This window comes from Embleya sp. NPDC059237 (assembly GCF_042754105.1).
Lineage (GTDB): Bacteria > Actinomycetota > Actinomycetes > Streptomycetales > Streptomycetaceae > Embleya.
This window is the reverse complement of record NZ_JBHZAE010000011.1, coordinates 140352-156021: the sequence shown is the minus strand read 5'-3', so window position 1 is coordinate 156021 and position 15670 is coordinate 140352. Positions and strand designations below refer to the sequence as shown.

Here is a 15670-nt window from a genome sequence, read left to right as displayed (position 1 = left end):
GGCGCGGAGATGAGTCAATAATAGACCGATGGGTCGATCTATTAATCGACGCCTTCCTTCACGAGGAGGTACGCACATGACGGACTCCCGACGCCGGGGCCCGGCCACCAGCCGCCGCGGTTTCCTGCAAACCGTGGGCGCGATCGGCGGCGCCGGCGCGGCTTTCACCGCGATGGGCGCGCTCGGCCTGGCACCGACCGCGGCGAACGCGGCCACGCCGCCGTTCCGTGCCCCCCGCGCGTCCGACTTCGGGCTCACCGGCCGCAGCGCGGCACGTGTCGCGGTGGTCGGCGCGGGTGTGGCGGGTCTGACCGCCGCGTACGAACTGGGCAAGGCCGGGTACGACGTCACGGTCCTGGACGCCCGCCCCAGGATCGGCGGTCGCAGCCTGACCCTCCGGCGCGGCGACACCATCACCGACACCAAGGGCGTGACCCAGCAGGCCCGGTTCGCCCCCGGCCAGTACTTCAACGCTGGACCCGCGATGTTGCCGCAGTGGTCGGTCAGCACCGACTACTGCCGCGAACTGCGCGTACCCCTGGAGGTGTTCTCGATCTCCAACACCAACACCTTCGTCTTCGACCCGGACGGCCCACCCGGCCCGCCGATGCGCCTGCAGACCGCGCGAGCGGACGCCTACGGCGTGGTCGCCGAACTGCTGGCCAAGGCCACCGACCAGGGCGCCTTGGACCGGCAGCTGACGGCGGCCGACAAGGAGCGACTGCTCGGGTTCCTGGAAGCGATGGGCTCGCTCGGCGACCGTGCCCACGGCCACGCCTACTCGGCCGACCCGCGTCGGCGCGGCTTCGCGGTGCCACCGGGCGCCGCCGGATCGCCCGGCGAAGAGCTGCCACCGCCGGGCTCGCTGGACCGGGTGTTCGCCGATCAGCTCACCCGACACTGGTACCTGGACGTCGAGTTCGACATGGCGTCGACCCTGCTCCAGCCGGTCGGCGGCATGGACCGGATCGCCCTGGCGCTGGCCGACGCGATCGGCCGGCAGCGAATCCGCTGCGGTGTCGAGGTGACCGCGATCACCGACGGCCCGCACGGGACCCGGCTCACCCATCGTGGCGCGGCAAGCGGCGTACTCGACGTCGACTACTGCATCGTGACCACGCCCCCGCTGGTCGCCGCGCGCATCGCCGGACTGCCCGCCGAGGCGAGTGTGCTGCTGCGCGGATTCCTGGCGGAATACCCCGGCAAGATCGGCCTCGAGTATCGCAGTCGGTGGTGGGAGGACGACTTCGCCGTCTACGGTGGCCTGACCTCCTACGGCAAGGACGGATCGTTGTGGTATCCGTCCGGCGACCTGCACGCCGACCGCGGCGTGATGGTCGCCTACTTCGAAGGCGCGGACGGCACGATCCAGGCGCTTCCCCCGGACCGTCGCGCGGCCGAGGCGGTGGCCCGCAACGTCCGGGTGCACGGCTCGAAGGCCCGTACGGAGCTGGCTGGTTCGCTGTCGGTGATGTGGGGCCTGGAGCCGTTCATCGAGGGTGGTTGGCAGCCGGCCGACCCGCAGCACAACGCCGTCGTCAACTCCGCGCGCTTTCGCCCGCTGACCGATCCGCGCGGCCGCGTGTTCTTCGCGGGGGACTGGCTCAGCAACATGCTGGGCTGGCAACACGGTTCGATGGTGTCGGCGCGCCAGGCGGTGGAGAAGGTACACGCCCGGGCGCTGGCCGGCTGAGATTCGGCCGACGTCGGCGGCGAATCCCGACGCAAAATTGGACCGATCAGTCGATCCAATATTCACTCCGCCCTCCGGCGGCCGACCGTACCCCGGACACCGCGTGACCCCGATCGCACCGTGCATGCGATCGGGGCCCACGTTCGACCATGGTTGTCCGGTGGAGCCTTGGACGCCTGTACCTGCCTGCACCCGCCGGCTCCGGCAAGACCAACGGCAACCGGCCCGACCGCGGCGGCTGCGACCGCCGTGCCCGCAGGACGACAGCCGGACATGATCGGCTTGACGTACAAGAGCGTCGCCAAAGGTGCCACGGTCATCGCCGACCAGGTCCGGATGGGACACGACCCGACCGTCCTGCAGCCGGAAGACGAACACGCCATCGCACCGCGGGTCCTCACCGACCGCCGGGCACACCGTCGGCCCCGGGGCGAGGATCACCGCTCGGGTGATCCTCGCCCCGGCGAAGGAGGTGATGGGTCTCAATGAGCGGATCGCCGAGATCGACAAGCCCATTGCGCCCGGTTTCGCGAGCACGAACTCGCCGAAGTGATCTCGGACATGCCCGGAATGGGCCTGCTTCCGGGCGCCGAGTTCCCGGCCGCCACCGCCGGTGACACGAGCCGCAAGCTCGCCCCAAGGTCCCCGACCGTCCGACGAGTCGACGTTCCCCTCGCGCTCTCGACTTCGTGGCTTTGGCGGTGGCTCGACAACCTCACTGGGAGGTGGCGGCGGACGCGGGTTCGATGTTGCGTAGGAAGTTTCGTTGGTCGGCGAGATAGCCGTCGGCGAACAGTGAGCGGGGGGCGAAGAGGGCCACGAGGGTGATCTTGGTTTCGGAGTCCTCCAGGTTCTTCTTGACCAGGTCGTGGGTGGCGTTCTCGTAGTGCTTGACCGTCAGGGCTCCGGAGGCGTCGAGTTCGCGGCGGTATCCGGCCTCCGTGTCGGCGACGTCCACGTTGACGTCGTGGTCGGGGAGGATCAGGAGCACGGGTATGCCGCGCAGCGCGGGCAGGTCGGCCGTGACATCCGAGGTGTTGTTGCGGGAGACGAAGCCCCAGCGGGCCTCGCTCATGGCGCCTTCGGTGCCGACGGTCGCGATGTAGCGCCGATGGTCGGCATGTTCGGCGAGCAGTCGGCGAATCGTGTCGCTCTTGGCCACCTCCCGGTCGACCTCGGCGGGCGAGGCCCCCTTCTCGCGCAGCTCGGACAGCAGGTTGTAGCGGCCCTGGCGGAGCCAGTTGATCGCGGGTGAGACGCCGATGACGAAGCTGATCCGGGTTCGGGCGGCGACCTTCGGCATCACCCAGCCGCCCTGGCTGGCGCCCCACAGGCCGACCCGGCGGCCGTCGATGTCGGTACGCGCGCGGGCCCAGGCGATGGCGGCGGCGGTCTCGTCGGCTCGGTCGTCCATGGACTGCGCCAACCAGTCGCCGGGCGCTCCGGCGACGCCGGGCTTGTGCCAGGACAGCGACGCGTAGCCGGCCTTGGCGAAGGACTCCCAGATCGGCCGGTAGCCGTCGTCGTGGGTCGCGTTGGTCGGGCCGTCGCCGTGGACGAACACGACGAGGCCGTGCGGTCCGTTGCCCTTGGGCTTGGCCAATACGCCTTCGAGGGTGTGGCCGCCCTGGCTGATGGTGACGTTTTCCTCGTCGAGGTCGAACGTGTTCTGCCACACCACGACGCCGCCGAGGGCCACGGCGACGAACACCACGCCGGCCACCGACCAGGCCACGGCGCGAAACCAACGGCGGCTGCGGAGGCGGGGCCTGGGCGTTGGTGTCCCGGTGGGCTCGACGGCGGATCGGGCTCCGGGCGGGCACTCGGGGTCGGGATGGGTCATTGGTCACTCTCCCTTGGGCGATCGATACAAAAACTATCGTACGCGATACGATCGTTTTACAAATGAGAGTTCAGTGCGCAGAGGGCAGAGGAGGGACAAGAGACGATGCCGTCGCCGGAACTGTCGCCGCAGCCGCAGCCGCAGCCGCAGCCGCAGCCCGGCGCCCGGCGCCCGGACCCGCGAACTCGCGGCCCGTTGTCGGGCGTTGCTGCCGCGCGGCTCGGGCGAGGCGGAGCCGAGGATCTACCAGCGCTATGACGGGGCCGGGTCGGATGGTCATTGGTTCAGTGGAAATCGAGGTGGTTGGGATGGATTGGGAAGTGCTGGCGGACTTCGCGTTCGACCAGATGGGCGGCGCGCAGAACACCGTGATGCAGCCGATGGACAACACCGCGGTCCCCGGCGAGGCGCCCGTCGTGGTGACCTCCGCGCGCGGGCGTGACGAGTGGACCAACGGCACACTCGTGCTCACCACGCATCGTCTGATGTACGTGAAGGAGGGCAAGCCCGGCGTGGCGGTGCCGCTGGCCGGCGTCACCGACGTCGCCCTCGGCACGTCCCGACTCTCGGGCAACGTGGTCAAGGTGACCGCCATCAGCGGTGCACACAGTTGGGAAAACGTCGCCGACGGCCCGGCGTTCGTGGCGAGACTGCGCGAGGCGGTGGTCGACGCCGCGCTCCGGGAGCAGCAGGCGTCGCCGACAGCGGCGCCGCCGACCGAGCCTGCGCGGGGGGCCGGCGGTGGTTCCGCGATACTGGACGGCCTCGAACGCCTCGCCACCCTGCATCGCGCCGGGGCGCTGACCGACGAGGAGTTCGCCGCGGCGAAGCGGCGGCTCATCGAGAGTTGAGGGTGCGGGGTGACCGGTCGACCGCGTGCCGGGCCGGTGGCGCTCTCGCTCCCTGACGCGGCGAACCCCGGCCCACGGCCCCGGGCGGTCCACGCCCATGCTCCGGTGGGCGGCGACCGCCGTTCGCGGATCCCCCGACCTCGCCGCCGCCCCTGACCGAATCCGGGATCGAGGATGGGTGCGCCCGGCCGAACGTGGCATACCTGACGGTGACCGCCGCGTCGAGGAAGTAGAACGCCTCCGGGATGGGGGCGACACACCGAAGGGAGCCGGGGTCGCCGTCGCCGGGGCGCCGCATCCCATGCCACGATCCGCAAGACCCGGGTCGACGGCAGCTACCGCCGACACCTCGTCGAGCACGCGGCCACCCTCGGCATCGACATGGAGTCGGGCATCGCTCGCATCGACACGCCCGAAACGTGGGACGCGGGCCTGTCGGGGCTCCTGGTCGAATGGGACGACGGTACCGACGGCGGCGACATCGACCTTGACGGGAACGGCGCCGGAATCGACCCGGAGCGGGAGGAACGACGACGTGTCCGGCACCGGTACCGGATCCGGCTGAGGGTCGCCCTGCTCCGACGCTCATGGCGCGGGCGGACCTCGAAGATCCGTCTCGTCTCGGACCGCAACTGCCGGTCCCTGGCGTGGATTCCGTCCGCGGGGCTCGCCGCGGACAGCCCGCGGTTCGTTCCGGTCCCCGGGAAGGTACGGGTCGGCGGTCCCGTCGGGCGCCCGCGCACCCGGCCCGACGCGGTCGCCGGAGACAGGGCCCACTCGTCCCGCGGCAACCGTGTCCGCGCGCCGCGCTGATCCGAATCAAAGACCTCACCCGCCACTCATTGATCACAACCCGATACGCGCGCTGGTGGAAAGCACCACGTCTGCCGAGGTGTTTTCGGGGATTTGCCGAAGACGCGGGCGCGTGCCGGCGCCTACGGTCCCTTCCTGGGCCGCGACCGCGTCCCGCCGTGCCACCCGGGGAGAGGGAGTCGGTCATGTCCGTCAGCGAGTCCAGCCGGGGTGTTGCGTCGGTTCTCGGCGGGGTCTTTCACGTCGCGTATGCGGTCGGCGACCTGGCCGAGGCCGCCGATTCGCTGATCGCACTCGGCGGTGGAATCGTCACCGAGCCGGTCTCGATGGAAGCGTTGGTCGTGGCGCCCGCCCTGTCCGTGGACCCCGTGCGTGTCGGCGGACGCCTGTGCTGGGTGCTGGGCGTCGAACCGCCGGTCGAGCTCTGGGAGGGTGGTGCGGAGTCCCCTTGGTCCTGTTCGGCCGGCGGCATGCGCTTCCACCACATCGCCCACTACGTCGACGACTTGGACGCTGCTGCTCGCGGCCTCGAGGAGCAGGGGTTCACCCTCGACCTGACGCCGTACCACGACGGCGAGGGCATTCTCGGCTTCGCTTACTTCCGCAACGCGGGCGGTCTGCGCGTCGAGATCCAGCACATCGACGACAAACCGGCCATGGATGCCTGGCTTCGTGGCGAGCCGCTCCGGGTGGATTGGTTTGCCAGGCTTCGTTAGGGCCAAGTCCGGTGGCGGCAAAGGACATTGCGGCTGCGCCGCCGCGAGCCTCGGACATGGCTGCCTCCTGCCCGGGCGCGGCGTTCGTTCGGGTCACCCCTCGGCCGGCCCAGGAGTGCATGGACGTGGTTCGAGACGGTCGGTGGGCAGCCTCGGGTCGGGTGCCGGACGGGGGAGCGGCCCGGGGGCGCCGGGCGTCGACGGCGGATACGCGAATGCGTACGACGGCGGTGCGCGAGACCCGGAATACGCTAAGGATCATGACGTCGGACCCCATCGCGATGAGCACGCTGTGTGACGCGGTCGCCTTGCGGCTCGAACACGAGGATCCCGACCTGACGGCCCGGATCCGTGCCGAGTTGCCTTCGTACGAACACCTGCCGGAGCTCGAACACCGGCGCACCGTGCACGACCTCACCCGCCGCATGTTGGCCGCCATCGCGTCCGGGCAGGGGCCGATGGCCGAGCACCTCCAGTTCACCCGGCGCTCCGCCCTGCGGCGCACCCAGTTGGGCGTGTCCGCCTACGACGTGCTGAGTTCGTTCCACATCGTGCGTCGCGAGTTGTGGGCCGCCCTGCAGTCCGCGCCCGAGGCGACCGACGACCTGCTTCTCTCGTTGGTCGAACCGATCGGCATGTGGACCGAGGCGATGAGCACGGCGGTTGTCGATGCCTTCGTCGCCGATGCGCCGGGCACGGCCGTACAGCACGCCGAATTGCGGCAGCGGTTCCTGAGCGAGCTGGGCGATCTTTCCCTCGGGGAGCAGGTCGCCGAGAGCGCGCGTGCGCTGGCGTTGGACGTGGAGGGGCGGTTCCAGGCGTTCTGCGCGACACGCGCGTCATGGCCCGCGCCCGAGGTGGAGAACCTGCAACGCGCGACCCGGCGACTGTCCGGTGTCGTGCACTGCGGAGTGCGCGGCGACGTCATGATCGCCATCGCGCAGGACAGCGACCCGGTGCTCGTGGTCCGGACCGTGCACGGCATCGCCGGTGACCGGTCCCCCGTCGGGATCGGGCTTCCTCGTCAGGGCTTGGTCGGTGCGCATCTGAGCATCGTCGATGCCGAGCGCGCGTTGCGGATGGCGCAGCTGTGGAACGAGCCGTCGGTGCGTTTCGCGGATTCCTGGCTCGAGGCGACGCTGCTCGACAGTCGGTCCCGGCTGATGCCGATCCTCGCCGACGTCCAGCAGGTCCAGCGGGACCATCCCGACCTCGCCGCGGCCGTGCTGGCCTTCGCCGACTGCGGATTCTCCCTTTCCGACGCCGCGAGGCGGCTCAACGTGCATCCGAACACCATGGGTTATCGACTGGGCAGATGGCACGAACTCACCGGCGCCGATCCGCGGACGTTCGCCGGGCTGTCCCGGTCCGTGATCGGGTGCCGGTCGACACCCCGGTAGGGACCCGGGGAGTCGAGGTACACCCTCCCGCAGGCTTGTGCAAAGCACAGAATGCCGATGCTCAAGCTCGTGTATTCCCCAAAGACATGCTCGTTCGGGCAACCGTACCGTCGTGCAGGCAAGCAGAGGCGCCACCACCCACGACGCCAACGACTCGACGAGGAGCCCCATGTCCGCCTTGGAGTACCTGAGCCTCGGTGACCCCATGTTTCGCGCCGATCGTTTCTCGGCCTACCGGCGGCTGCGCGATCACAATCCCGTCGCGCGGGTCGAACCCGACGGCGCGAGAGTCGTGGTGACCCGCTACGCGGACGTCGAGCGGATCTTCAAGGATCCGCTGATGCGGGTGCAGCCGAAGGCCGGCGAGTTCCCGGCCGACATCGGCACCGGCGCCGGTGCGACGTTCCACAAACTGTCGCTGCCGGACCTGGATCCACCGACGCACACCAGGCTGCGCAAGCTCGCGTCGCCCGCGTTCGCGCCGCGTTCGCTGGCGCACATGCGGTCGTGGGTCGAGCGGATCATCATCGACAACGTCGAAGCGCTCGCCGCCGTCGACGGCGACGTCGACTTCGTCGAACACTTCGGGATGCGTGTGCCCGCGGAGATCGCCTGTCGACTGCTGCACGCCCCCGCCGTCGACGCGGCGACGGTCCTGCGGCGGATGCCCGCGCTCAACCGCGTGCTGACCCACGCCCCCATCACTCCGCAGGAACGTGTCGAGGCCGATGCCGCCGCGCAGTTCTACTTCGACTACATCGGCGACATCGTCGACTCGATGCGCGGCAGGCTCGGCCCCGAGGACCCGGTCGGCGCGTTGATGCTGGCCGAGGAAGAGGGCGGGCGGCTGAGCAGGGACGAGCTGATCGTTACGCTCGTCGGGTTCTTCATCGCCAGCTACCACACCACGATGACGGCGATGACCAGCGCCGTCCACGCGTTGCTGACCCATCCCGACCAGATGCGGCTGCTCGCCGCCGACCCGGACCTGGCGCCGGCGGCGTGGGAGGAGGTGCTGCGCTGGCAGTCGCCGGTGCACTTCATCACCCGCTACGCCGGCTACGAGTTCGAACTGCACGGTGAGACAATCGCGGAGGGCACCCAGCTCATGCTCGGGATCGCGTCGGCCAATCGCGACGAACGTCGCTTCACCGATCCGGACACGTTCGACATCCGCCGCGTCGGCAACCGACACCTGGCCTTCACGGCGGGCGGCCACTACTGCATCGGCGCGCCGCTGTCCCGGTTGGAGGGCGACATCCTGCTCCGGCTGCTGCCGCAGCGGCTGCCCGCGATGACGCTCACCGATCCCAACCCGCCGTGGACCGACGACCTCGTGTTCCGCACGATGACCGAGCTGATGGTCGCGCCGAAGGGGTGCGGACGATGACCGAGGGACGGTGGCCAGGCGGGCGTCGCGCCGCGGCCTGCGTCACGTTCGACCACCTCGGCGAGGCCGCCGAACTCGGGATGGGGTCCTGGCCCGCCCACGTCCCGGTCGGCGGGCACCACAGTGTGTCCACCGAACTCCCGAACGTTGTGGAGATGCTGCGTGACCGCCCGGTGCGGTCGACGTTCTACCTCGAGGCGTGGAACCTCGACACCTATCCGGACGCCGTGCGGTCCATCGTGGACGCCGGGCACGACGTGGGGTGGCACGGCTGGTTGCACGAACCGTGGTCCCGAACGGACGGCCCCGCCCTGCGTGCGGCCCTGGACCGCAGCTTCGAGCGATACGCCCGGCTCGGCATCCGGCCGATCGCGGCTCGCCCTCCCGCAGGTCTGCTCGGTGACCACCCGCTGTCCCTGCTGCGCGCGTACGGCTTCGAGTTCGTCTCGCTCGCCGGTGACGTCCACGGTGTCCAGGACGCACTGGCGCTGCTGCCCTACCCGTGGGCGAGCGTCGACGGCGCCTACTACATGCCCGGTTTCGCCCGACTTCGCAAGGAGCAGCCGGGCGACCATCCGGTCGGGCCGGACATCCTGCTCCGTGCACACCGGCGACTCCTCGAGGAGACCGTCGACGCAGGCGGCTTCGTGTCGTACGTGTTCCACGTGTGTTGGCAGGACACCCCGGACAAGGTCGCCGCCATCGCCGCCCTGCTCGACCGTCTCGACGCCGACGACCGCGTCTGGCACGCCCAGTCGGCCGAGATCGCCCGGTGGATGCACGCGCACCCCGAACACTTCGCGGGGGCGGCGCACGTCGACGCGCCCCCCGCGTGGTGACCCCGATCTCCCCCTCGGACCCCCTTTTTTTCCTGGAGACGACATGCGTATCGTCAGCTTCGGCGCGCCCGGCGGCGAACAGCCCGGAGTGCTGGTCGACGACCACACGATCCTGCCCCTCGCACCGGTGCTCGCGCCCCATGGGCTCCCCGGCACGGACACCACACAGATCCTCGCCGTGTGGCCGACGGTCCGCCCCCTCGTGCAAGCGGCACTGCACGACACGCGCCACCACATCGCCCGCGCCGGCGTGCGCCTGGGGCCGCCGGTGCCGCGCCCCGGCAAGGTGATCGCCGTCGGGTTCAACTACCAGATGCATTCGAACGCCGTGCTGGGGCAAGTCACGCCGCCCGCCGAGCCCGTCCTGTTCGTCAAGCTGCCGGGCAGCGTATGCGGGCCGTACGACCCGCTGATCAAGCCACCGGAGACATCGGCGCTCGACTACGAACTCGAATTGGCGGTCGTGATCGGCCGGGCCGGGCGGCGGATCGCCCCCGCCGACGCCCTCGGGCACGTCGCCGGCCACATGATCGCCAACGACGTCACCGCGCGCGACGTGGCCCTGGGCGCCGGAATCCACTCGCCGCTGCAGATGCAACTCGTCCGCGGCAAGGGGTTCCCGTCGTTCTGTGCCACCGGACCCTGGCTGCTCACGCGCGACGATTGTGACGAGCACGACCAACGCCTCGACGCGAAGCCGTGGCACCTGCGGCTGTCGGTCAACGGACGCACGCACCAGGACGGTTGGAGCAGTGACATGCTCTTCGACGTGCCCGCCCTGATCGCGTCGATCAGCAACACGATGGACCTGCTCCCCGGCGACGTGATCCTCACCGGCACCCCGAGCGGCTGCGGATTCGAACTCGACCCGCCGCGCTATCTCGTCGACGGCGACGAGATCCGCGGAACCATCACCGGCCTCGGCGAACAGTGCCAACGGGTCACGGACGAAGACACCACCCGATACGGAATCCCCGTCGGCACCACCGCACGGACGCCGTCATGACGAGGATCGGCTACATCCAACCCGACGGCACTCGCGTCATCGTCGACGCGGCCCCCGGCGACACCGTCATGTCGGCCGCCCTCACCGGCGACGTGGACGGGATCGTCGGCGAATGCGGCGGCAACATGATGTGCGCGACCTGCCACGTCTACGTCGAGGAATCGTCGGCCGACCGACTCCCGGCCATGACCGACGACGAGGACCAGATGCTCCACTGCACCGAGGCGCCGCGAACCGCCATCAGCCGACTGAGCTGCCAACTCCCCGCCGACGATCCGATGGTCGTCACGGTACCGGGGAGCCCGACATGAACCCCGACGCCACCGTCGTGATCGCCGGCGCCGGCCAGGGCGGCTTCCAAGTCGCGGCGTCGCTGCGCGAACACGGACACACCGGCCCCGTCGTCCTCATCGGCGACGAACCGGGCCTGCCCTACCAACGGCCGCCCCTGTCCAAGAACTTCCTGCTGCATCCGCACACGCAGATCGAACTGCGCCCCCGCTCGTTCTACGAGCGCCGCCGGATCGAACTGCGCCACGCGCGAGTCGCCTCCGTCGACCGGTCCACCCGACACGTGCGGCTCACCGACGGACAGACCCTGGCCTACGACCACCTCGTCCTGGCCACGGGGGCCCGCAACCGCACCCCGCCCATCGAGGGCATCGCCCTGGACGGCGTCGTGCAGATCCGCACCCGAGCCGACGCGGAACGCCTGCGCGCCCGCTTGTCGGCCGCCTCGTGTCTGGCGATCATCGGTGCCGGGTTCATCGGCATGGAAGTGGCGGCCGCCGCAGCGAAGGCGGGCATCACGACCACCGTCATCGAGGCGCTCCATCGTCCGATGGCCCGGTCGGTATCCGTGGCCACGTCGACCCACATCGCCGACCTGCACCGCGCGCAGGGCACCACGCTGTGCCTGGGACGCACCGTCGTACGCCTGGAGGGCGACCCCACCGGCGCCGTCACCGGCGTGCGACTGCACGACGGCAGCGTCGTTCCGGCGAACCTCGTGGTCGTCGGAGTCGGTGTGGCACCCGCCGTGGAACTCGCCTCCGACGCCGGGCTCGATGTCGGGGACGGCATCCGCGTCGACGCCCACCTGGGGACCGGCGACCCGCACATCTCCGCCATCGGCGACTGCGCCGAATTCCCCAACCCCCACACCGGCACCCGAACCCGGCTCGAATCGATCCAGAACGCCGTCGACCAGGCCCGCTGTCTCGCCGCCCGCCTGACCGGCACCCCCACGCCCTACACCGCCGTCCCCTGGTTCTGGACCGAGCAGTTCTCCACGAAGCTCCAGATCGCCGGGCTCGAGCAGGGCCACGACGACAGCACGATCCTGGGTGACCCGGCGACCGGCTCGTTCTCCGTGCTGCTGTTCAAGAACGAACTCCTCACGGTCGTCGAGTCGGTCAACGCGCCGGCCGACCACGCCGCGGCCCGCCGCGTCCTTGCCGCCGACCGGCCGCTGCGCCGTGCGGAGACGGCGGTCGACGGATTCTCGCTCGTGCAATGGGCCCGCCGGAACCAGGACCGCACCGCGGCCGCGCACGACGCGGTCGACGTCTCGTCACGGTGAATCCGCGGGCCCGGCGACGGGTCACATGTCCAACGAAAGCGAGCCCCGATGTCCGCGATATCCGCGAAGGCCCTGCGCCGCTCGATGCAGAGTTTCCTTCCCGCGCTCGAACCGGTGCGTTTCGTGGCCGAGGACGGCACGCCGACGAAGGCGCCGCGCGGCTACGACGAACCCGACGACGCGCTGCTGCGCCTGGCCTACCGGCACATGGTCCTCGGGAGGCGCTTCGACACCCAGGCCACGGCGTTGACCAAGCAGGGCCGGCTCGCCGTGTACCCCTCCAGCCGCGGCCAGGAGGCGTGTCAGATCGCCGCAGCGCTGGTGTTGCGCGAGGACGACTGGTTGTTCCCGACCTACCGCGACTCGGTGGCGCTGGTCGCGCGTGGTGTCGATCCCGTCGAGGTGTTGACGCTGCTGCGCGGGGACTGGCACTGCGGCTACGACCCGATGGCCACCCGGGTGGCGCCGCAGTGCACGCCGCTGGCCACCCAGGTCCTGCACGCCACCGGCATGGCCGAGGCGATGCGCCGCAGGGGCGAGGACGGCGTGGCGATGGCGTTGATCGGCGACGGCGGGACCAGCGAGGGCGACTTCCACGAAGCGCTCAACTTCGCGGCGGTGTTCGCCTCGCCGGTGGTGTTCTTCGTGCAGAACAACAGATACGCCATCTCGGTGCCGCTGGCCCGGCAGAGCGCGGCGCCCGCGCTGGCGTACAAGGGCGTCGGATACGGCGTGCGGTCGGAGCAGGTCGACGGCAACGACCTGGTGGCGGTGTTGTCCGTGCTGACCGCCGCGGTCGAGCACGCGCGCGCCGGGCGGGGTCCGTTCCTGGTGGAGGCACACACCTACCGGATGGATTCGCACACCAACGCCGATGACGCGACGCGCTACCGAGAGCCGGCCGAGGTGGAGCGGTGGCGGGCGGCCGATCCGCTGGACCGGTTGGAGACGTACCTGCGGGCGCGTGCGGTGCTGACCGACGACGACATCGAGGCCGACCGGTCGGATGCCGAGAGCCTCGCCGCGGACCTGCGCGCGCGGATGAACATCGACCACGAGGGCGACCCGCTGGAGTTGTTCGACCACGTCTTCGCTGAACCCACCCCTCAGCTGCGCGAGCAACGTGCCCTGCTTGCCGCCGAGTTCACTGCCCAGGAGGACTGATATGGCGATCGTGACGATGGCGCAGGCGCTGAACACCGCGCTGCGCGACGCGTTGGGCTCGGACGAGCGGGTGCTGGTGTTCGGTGAGGATGTCGGCCCGCTGGGCGGCGTGTTCCGGATTACCGACGGCCTGACCCGGGACTTCGGCGGGCAGCGATGCTTCGACACTCCGCTCGCGGAGGCCGGCATCGTGGGTCTCGCCGTCGGGATGGCCATGGGCGGCTTTCGGCCCGTGGTGGAGATGCAGTTCGACGCCTTCGCCTACCCCGCGTTCGAGCAGATCGCCTCGCACGTCGCCAAGTTGCGCAACCGGACCCGGGGGCGGGTGTCGGTGCCGTTGGTGATCCGCATCCCGTACGCGGGCGGCATCGGCGGCGTCGAGCACCACTGCGACTCCAGCGAGGCGTACTACGCCCACACGCCCGGCCTGAAGGTGGTCACCCCCGCGACGGTCGAGGACGCCTACTGGCTGCTGCGCGACGCGATCGCCGACCCCGACCCCGTGGTTTTCCTGGAACCCAAGAAGCTGTACTGGTCGAAGCAGGACACCGACTTCGGCACGCGCCACGCACCGCCGTTCGGTCGCGCGATCGTGCGCCGCGAGGGAAGCGACGCGACGCTCGTGACCTACGGCCCCTCCGTACCGGTGGCGCTCGAGGCCGCCGAGGTCGCGGCGCGGGAGGGACGCAGCCTGGAGGTCGTCGATCTGCGCACCCTGGTGCCGTTCGACGACGAGACCGTGGCCGCGTCCGTGCGCCGCACGGGTCGCTGCTTCCACTCGCTGGGCGCGCCGGTGTTGCGCGTCGCCGGATTCGACATCCCCTACCCGCCGCCGAAGTTGGAGCACGCGCACCTGCCCGGCGTCGACCGCGTCCTCGACGCGGTGGACCGGTTGCAGTTCGACGACGTGCCCGACACCCGGCACCTGGTCAAGGGGGCGGCGTGAACACCGGCACGCTCGAAGAGCGGGTCTTCCTCCTGCCGGATCTGGGCGAGGGACTGGCCGAGGCCGAGATCGTCGAGTGGAAGGTCGCGGTCGGCGACACGGTGGAGGTCGACCACATCGTGGTGGAGGTCGAGACCGCCAAGGCCGCCGTCGAGGTCCCGGTTCCCTACGCCGGTACGGTGCTGCGCCTGCACGCCGACGCCGGCACGGCGCTCGCGGTGGGACAACCGCTCATCTCGGTCGGTACGGCGCCGACCGAGAGCCGGGCGGAACCCCCCACCGCCGCCGAGCGATACCGCGAGGAGGAGCGGGCCGGGTCCGGCAACGTCCTGATCGGCTACGGCACCGGCCACGCGCCGCCTTCCCGGAGGCGTCGCCGGCCCGCACCGGAATCGGCTCCCGCGCGGGACGAGGCCGCGGAAGGTGTGGGCAGCGTGCCGGCACCCGAGCGGAGTCGGCCGGAAGTGCCGCTGGTGATATCCCCGTTGGTGCGCAGGCTGGCCAGCGACCACGATGTCGATGCCGCCCGGTTGGCACCGAGCGGAACCGGCGGCGTGGTCCGCCGCCAGGACGTGGAACAGGCCATCGTCCGGGACAAGACGCCGGCGGCCACCCGCACCGACGCGGTCGCCGGCGCCGCGGTGGAGCGGATCCCCCTGCGCGGCCTGCGTCGCGCGGTCGCGAGCAAACTCACGCGCAGCCGCACCGAGATCCCCGACGCCACGACCTGGGTGGACGTGGACGCGACGGCGCTGGTGCACGCCAAGGACGTGCTCGGAGCCGCGCACCCGGATCGCCGCATCGGCCTGCTGCCGCTGCTCGCCCGCATCTGCGTCGCGGGGCTGCGGCGATACCCCGAACTGAACTCCACCGTCGATACCGAGCGGGAGGAGATCGTCCGCTTCCCGCACGTGAACCTGGGCTTCGCGGCCCAGACCGAACGCGGCTTGGTGGTCCCGGTCCTGCGCGACGCGCACACCCTGACGACGACGGAGATCGCCGCCGAACTGGGGCGCCTGACCGGCCTGGCCCGCACCGGCGACCTCCCTCCGCAGGCGCTGACCGGCGGGACGTTCACCCTCAACAACTACGGCGTATTCGGCGTGGACGGCTCCACCCCGATCATCAACCACCCCGAGGCCGCACTCCTGGGCGTCGGCCGGATCGTCGACAAACCCTGGGTCGTCGACGGCGAACTCGCCGTCCGCAAGGTCACCCAACTCTCGCTCAGCTTCGACCACCGGGTCTGCGACGGCGGCGTGGCCGGCGGCTTCCTGCGCTACGTGGCCGACTGCGTCGAGCGACCCGCGACGCTGCTCGCCGACCTGTGAGCGAACCCGAGGTCGCATGGCCTCGCCGAACCCGTCGCCGGCGCGTGTGCGATGGCGCCGTTCCCGCGCCGCGATCCCGACATTCCCACGAGGTGA

The 15670-nt window shown here is 70.7% G+C and carries 14 protein-coding genes and 1 pseudogene; 14 read left to right on the top strand and 1 reads right to left on the bottom strand.

What is annotated here, in order from left to right; all coding sequences use genetic code 11:
- The first annotated feature begins 76 nt into the window (after positions 1–76).
- Positions 77–1693, top strand: coding sequence for a flavin monoamine oxidase family protein (locus ACFXKZ_RS31250; RefSeq protein WP_380004675.1), 1617 nt, complete (start codon positions 77–79; stop codon positions 1691–1693).
- A 715-nt stretch (positions 1694–2408) separates the two neighbouring features.
- Here the strand turns inward: ACFXKZ_RS31250 and ACFXKZ_RS31245 are convergent.
- Positions 2409–3428 (bottom strand): alpha/beta hydrolase family protein, encoded by a 1020-nt coding sequence (locus tag ACFXKZ_RS31245; protein WP_380004673.1) that lies wholly within the window; start codon positions 3426–3428, stop codon positions 2409–2411.
- 416 nt (positions 3429–3844) lie between these two features.
- Here ACFXKZ_RS31245 and ACFXKZ_RS31240 point away from each other — a divergent pair, with 416 nt between their 5' ends.
- The 13 genes and pseudogenes from ACFXKZ_RS31240 to ACFXKZ_RS31180 all read left to right on the top strand — a co-directional run bounded on the left by ACFXKZ_RS31240 (position 3845) and on the right by ACFXKZ_RS31180 (position 15574).
- Positions 3845–4387, top strand: a complete 543-nt coding sequence (locus tag ACFXKZ_RS31240; protein WP_380004671.1) for an SHOCT domain-containing protein — start codon at positions 3845–3847, stop codon at positions 4385–4387.
- A 285-nt stretch (positions 4388–4672) separates the two neighbouring features.
- Positions 4673–4774 (top strand): annotated as a pseudogene (locus ACFXKZ_RS31235) (IS5/IS1182 family transposase); the annotation flags it as partial.
- Positions 4769–5200: a hypothetical protein gene (locus ACFXKZ_RS31230; protein ID WP_380004669.1), complete on the top strand. Its 432-nt coding sequence runs from the start codon at positions 4769–4771 to the stop codon at positions 5198–5200. The pseudogene ACFXKZ_RS31235 and the gene ACFXKZ_RS31230, both read left to right, overlap by 6 nt.
- 185 nt (positions 5201–5385) lie before the next feature.
- On the top strand, positions 5386–5916 hold the full coding sequence (locus tag ACFXKZ_RS31225) for a VOC family protein (RefSeq protein WP_380004667.1): 531 nt from the start codon (positions 5386–5388) through the stop codon (positions 5914–5916).
- A gap of 260 nt (positions 5917–6176) precedes the next feature.
- On the top strand, positions 6177–7316 hold the full coding sequence (locus ACFXKZ_RS31220; protein ID WP_380004665.1) for a PucR family transcriptional regulator: 1140 nt from the start codon (positions 6177–6179) through the stop codon (positions 7314–7316).
- Between the two features lie 169 nt (positions 7317–7485).
- Positions 7486–8706 (top strand): cytochrome P450, encoded by a 1221-nt coding sequence (locus ACFXKZ_RS31215; protein WP_380004661.1) that lies wholly within the window; start codon positions 7486–7488, stop codon positions 8704–8706.
- Positions 8703–9545: a polysaccharide deacetylase family protein gene (locus ACFXKZ_RS31210; RefSeq protein ID WP_380004658.1), complete on the top strand. Its 843-nt coding sequence runs from the start codon at positions 8703–8705 to the stop codon at positions 9543–9545. Before ACFXKZ_RS31215 ends, ACFXKZ_RS31210 begins: the two co-directional genes overlap by 4 nt.
- Before the next feature lie 43 nt (positions 9546–9588).
- Positions 9589–10551, top strand: coding sequence for a fumarylacetoacetate hydrolase family protein (locus ACFXKZ_RS31205; protein ID WP_380004656.1), 963 nt, complete (start codon positions 9589–9591; stop codon positions 10549–10551).
- The gene (locus ACFXKZ_RS31200) at positions 10548–10862 is read left to right on the top strand and encodes a 2Fe-2S iron-sulfur cluster-binding protein (protein WP_380004654.1); all 315 of its coding nucleotides are present in this window, start codon (positions 10548–10550) and stop codon (positions 10860–10862) included. The genes ACFXKZ_RS31205 and ACFXKZ_RS31200 overlap by 4 nt, the downstream gene beginning before the upstream one ends.
- Positions 10859–12133 carry an NAD(P)/FAD-dependent oxidoreductase gene (locus tag ACFXKZ_RS31195; RefSeq protein ID WP_380004651.1) on the top strand — a complete coding sequence of 425 codons (1275 nt, stop codon included), beginning with the start codon at positions 10859–10861 and terminating at the stop codon, positions 12131–12133. Before ACFXKZ_RS31200 ends, ACFXKZ_RS31195 begins: the two co-directional genes overlap by 4 nt.
- 48 nt (positions 12134–12181) lie before the next feature.
- Positions 12182–13297, top strand: a complete 1116-nt coding sequence (gene pdhA, locus ACFXKZ_RS31190; RefSeq protein WP_380004648.1) for a pyruvate dehydrogenase (acetyl-transferring) E1 component subunit alpha — start codon at positions 12182–12184, stop codon at positions 13295–13297.
- A gap of 1 nt (position 13298) precedes the next feature.
- Positions 13299–14243 (top strand): alpha-ketoacid dehydrogenase subunit beta, encoded by a 945-nt coding sequence (locus tag ACFXKZ_RS31185; RefSeq protein WP_380004646.1) that lies wholly within the window; start codon positions 13299–13301, stop codon positions 14241–14243.
- The gene (locus ACFXKZ_RS31180) at positions 14240–15574 is read left to right on the top strand and encodes a dihydrolipoamide acetyltransferase family protein (protein WP_380004643.1); all 1335 of its coding nucleotides are present in this window, start codon (positions 14240–14242) and stop codon (positions 15572–15574) included. Before ACFXKZ_RS31185 ends, ACFXKZ_RS31180 begins: the two co-directional genes overlap by 4 nt.
- Positions 15575–15670: the final 96 nt, after the last annotated feature.